A 3,452-nucleotide genomic window follows, 5' to 3' on the forward strand; every position below is an offset into this window, starting at 1 on the left:
ATTACGCACGTTATCAGCTATAAAAAGATGTAGAACGGCAGAGTTAGGCGGTCATATTGATGCTTGTGATAGTTGCGGAAAAATATCCATCAGTTACAATTCCTGTCGCAATCGGCATTGTCCCAAGTGTCAAGGCAACAAAAAAGAGGATTGGATACAAGCTAGGATGACCGAACTCTTACCTGTGCCGTACTTCCACGTGGTTTTTACCTTGCCCGATCGTATCAATTCATTGGCCATCCATCAGCCAAAAATAGTGTATGATATTTTGTTTGAAGCCAGTTGGGAAACGCTAAAGCAATTTGGTAAAACCAAAGAAATCCAAATGGGAATGATTGCTGTCTTGCATACTTGGGGACAGCAGTTGAGCTTACATCCACACCTGCATTGCATTGTACCAGGCGGTGGAGTGGACAAAGATGGTCAATGGAAAAACATAAGAAGTGATGGTAAATTCTTGTTTCCAGTCAAAGCTTTGTCGAAGGTTTTTAGAGCGAAGTTTTGCGAAAAACTCAAAGAAAAAGAGCCAGTTCAATATGAACAAATTCGGCAGGACTTATGGAAGAAACCATGGGTTGTTTTTGCCAAGAAACCCTTTGGGAGTTCCAAGTCTGTGGTAGAATATTTAGGGCGTTACACACATAAAATAGCAATCAGCAACCATCGGATAAAAAGTATAGATAGTCAAAATGTGACTTTTGATTACAAAGATTATCGAATGGCAGGGACAAAGAAGCAAATGACGCTCACGCATGCCGAGTTTATCAGGCGTTTTTCCTTGCACATCCTGCCAAAGCGGTTTGTGAAAATTCGACATTATGGTTTTTTAAGCAGTACATGGAAACACCAAAAACTAAAGCTTTTACAAGAAAAACTAAAGGTAAAAGTACTAAATAAAGTAGAAAAGAAACCTTTTTTACCCAAATGTCCCTGTTGTAAAATCGGGAATTTACATCGAATAGCCATTTTTGATCAGCGCGGTCCGCCTGCTTGGTATCTTGGCAGTAGCCACAATTCACCTCCTCGTAAAGGCTAGTTTTACGAGTAAGAGAAGGTATGTTTAAAAGTGAAGGAAAACACCAATAAACCATATTAATAACTACAGCAAAAAGAAAGAGGCGTTAAAGCCTCTTAAAATTCTTCATACTCTTTTAACGAAAAAACCATAGGGATGGATGTTGAGCGGTTCCGTTCAACCCGAGTTTCATTGTTCGTGCTACGCACGCAACGAAACTCTAGCTGTTAGTGGCTGTTTTTATTTATGGCATTATTTACAGGTTGACTATCTACAAATTGCTCAAAACTTACAATTTTGCTGTTTTTTAATTTCCAAGCGTGAGCCACTCTGGCTGTAAATGGTTTGCCTGTAATTTTATAAGTGCCTGTATATGTTCCGTACGCTACTACTTTATCATCACTGGCTACATAATCTTCTGGAGTAAATTTATAATCAATCCATTCACTTCCCAATCTACTAAAAACATTTTTGGTAATGTTTTCTAAACCAATATAAGTTCCGGCATATGGAAAACCTTTGGCTTCTGTCCAAGAAATATCTTCGGCTGCATATTTATCCAAATTTTTGCCATTTTCTTCGGATGTTTTCCCTTCGTAAGTGCTTTTTATAATTTCAAGATTTGTCATTGCTGTTTTATTTAAAGAACAGCTTGACAATGCAAGAAGCATCGCCAAGCTGTAAATAATTGATTTTACCATTTCATTTCTCCAGTGTTTACTTTTGCACCTATCATCAAGGCAGTTTCAAAAGTAAGTGTTGGATATTTTGCTTTCAAATTTGCCATTAAAGCTTCCGAAGTTTTATTAGTTTTCAAAGCTTCTTCGTAGAATTGGATATAACTTTTAGTATGTTTTACAGCCGAAATATCGAATGGACTTGCACTATTTGCGTGAGCAGGAATTACTATTTCAGGTTTCAAAGCAGTAATTTTGTCTAAAACCGTAATCCAACTTTTGCGAGCTTCTGGGGTTTGTGCATCAGCCATCCAAAGATGAAAAGTAGTCCCGAACACATTAATACCGCCAACAACTGCTTTGATTGAAGGAATCCAGACAAAAGTTTTGTTCGGAAATTCTTCCAAACCAATAATTTCTAATTTCTGACCTTCCAATTCGATGCTGTTTCCTTTTAAAACTTGAGGCAAAACAACATTAGAAGTAATCGCTTTACCTAATCGTTCTCCCCAAACGTCTAATTTTTTTTGAGCTGTAGCCTTGATAGCTTCTACTGAAGCTGGTGAAGCATAAGCAACTACATCGGGAAAATATTTTTTGAATATTTCCACTCCAAAATAGTAATCAGGATCAGCATGAGAAATATAAATAGCGGTTAATTTTTTGCCACTTGCTTTGATTTCTGCAGCTACTTTTTCGGCATCTGCCAAAGTAAATTGTGCGTCGATTAAAACGGCATCCGTTTTCCCGGATACAATTACCGATGCTACACCAAAACTGTTTTCTGATGCGTTGTAAACTTGAAGTTTTAAATCTTTGGTTTCAATTGTTTTGAAACTTTGTGCTTGTGATTCCATATTGAATAAAATTAAAGTTGTTAAAAATACTTTTGAAATACTGTTTTTCATATTTGAAAGTTTTACTATTAATGATGCAAAGGTGCAATCATTCAATATTCAAAAACATTGAACAAGTTCAATAAATGAATTTTAACCTATTTTTTAATGGATTTTTTTTTTCTGATTTTACTCAAAAATTCATGGCTGATACCAAGGTAAGCCGCTATATGAAGATTAGTCAAGCGTTGGAAAAGTTGCGGATGTTTTTCGATAAAGTCGATATAACGTTGGTCGGCAGTTTTACTCAAATTATCTATTATTCGGCGTTGTAAAGCAATGTGCGTTTTTTGGGTCATTACCCTAAATAGTTTTTCTATTTTGGGTAAATTTTCATATGCAAATTCTTTGTCTTTTTTTGAAATTAATAGTACTTCGCTATCTTCTAATGCTTCGATGTATAGATTTGATGGTTTTTCGTTAGTAAAACTATCCATATCTGTAATCCACCAATTTTCTGTAGCGAAATATAGTACTTGCTCAAAGCCATTATTATCAATATGGTATACGCGGAAAAGACCTTTTGTCACAAAACCTTCAAATTTGCAAATTTCACCTTCTCTTAATAAAAACTCTTTTTTCTTGATAGATTTATTTTGGAACAAACCACAAAAGCCCATCATTTCTATTTCGGAAAGTGAGATGTGTTTTAATATGTTCTGTTTTAATATGTTCTGTTTTAATATTTCTGTCATTTTGTAGGGTTGTGGTAAAATTGCCACTAACGTCCCCGCGCTTGTGGATGTTGCGGACATCGAAGACGAGTATTTTCGGTGTAACGAAAATACTAATAAAAAACGATAATTCCACTAAATTCCGCAATAACCACAAACGTGTGTTATGGTATGTAGCGACACGTATGTT

The 3,452-nt window shown here is 35.7% G+C and carries 4 protein-coding genes; 1 reads left to right on the forward strand and 3 read right to left on the reverse strand.

The features are described 5' to 3' along the window. Positions 1-1,036: IS91 family transposase (locus P8M54_RS00975; protein WP_300283951.1), on the forward strand; the 1,036-nt coding region annotated here is incomplete at its 5' end. 206 nt (positions 1,037-1,242) lie between these two features. Here the strand turns inward: P8M54_RS00975 and P8M54_RS00980 are convergent. The 3 genes from P8M54_RS00980 to P8M54_RS00990 form a co-directional block, all read right to left on the reverse strand. Beyond that, complete coding sequence (locus P8M54_RS00980; protein ID WP_300283952.1) at positions 1,243-1,644, reverse strand: nuclear transport factor 2 family protein; 402 nt, start codon at positions 1,642-1,644, stop codon at positions 1,243-1,245. Between the two features lie 65 nt (positions 1,645-1,709). Continuing rightward, on the reverse strand, positions 1,710-2,600 hold the full coding sequence (locus P8M54_RS00985; protein ID WP_300283954.1) for an MBL fold metallo-hydrolase: 891 nt from the start codon (positions 2,598-2,600) through the stop codon (positions 1,710-1,712). Positions 2,601-2,686: 86 nt separating this feature from the next. After that, a complete protein-coding gene (locus P8M54_RS00990; RefSeq protein WP_300283956.1) occupies positions 2,687-3,283 on the reverse strand; it encodes a Crp/Fnr family transcriptional regulator in 597 nt (198 codons plus the stop codon). Positions 3,284-3,452: the final 169 nt, after the last annotated feature.

This window comes from Flavobacterium sp. (assembly GCF_029242675.1).
In the GTDB taxonomy this organism is placed as follows: Bacteria; Bacteroidota; Bacteroidia; order Flavobacteriales; family Flavobacteriaceae; genus Flavobacterium.

Coding starts and splice junctions, on each gene's coding strand:
- P8M54_RS00980 (WP_300283952.1), bottom strand. CDS start 1,644: ATGACAAATCTTGAAATTATAAAAAGCACTTACGAAGGGAAAACATCC.
- P8M54_RS00985 (WP_300283954.1), bottom strand. CDS start 2,600: ATGAAAAACAGTATTTCAAAAGTATTTTTAACAACTTTAATTTTATTC.
- P8M54_RS00990 (WP_300283956.1), bottom strand. CDS start 3,283: ATGACAGAAATATTAAAACAGAACATATTAAAACAGAACATATTAAAA.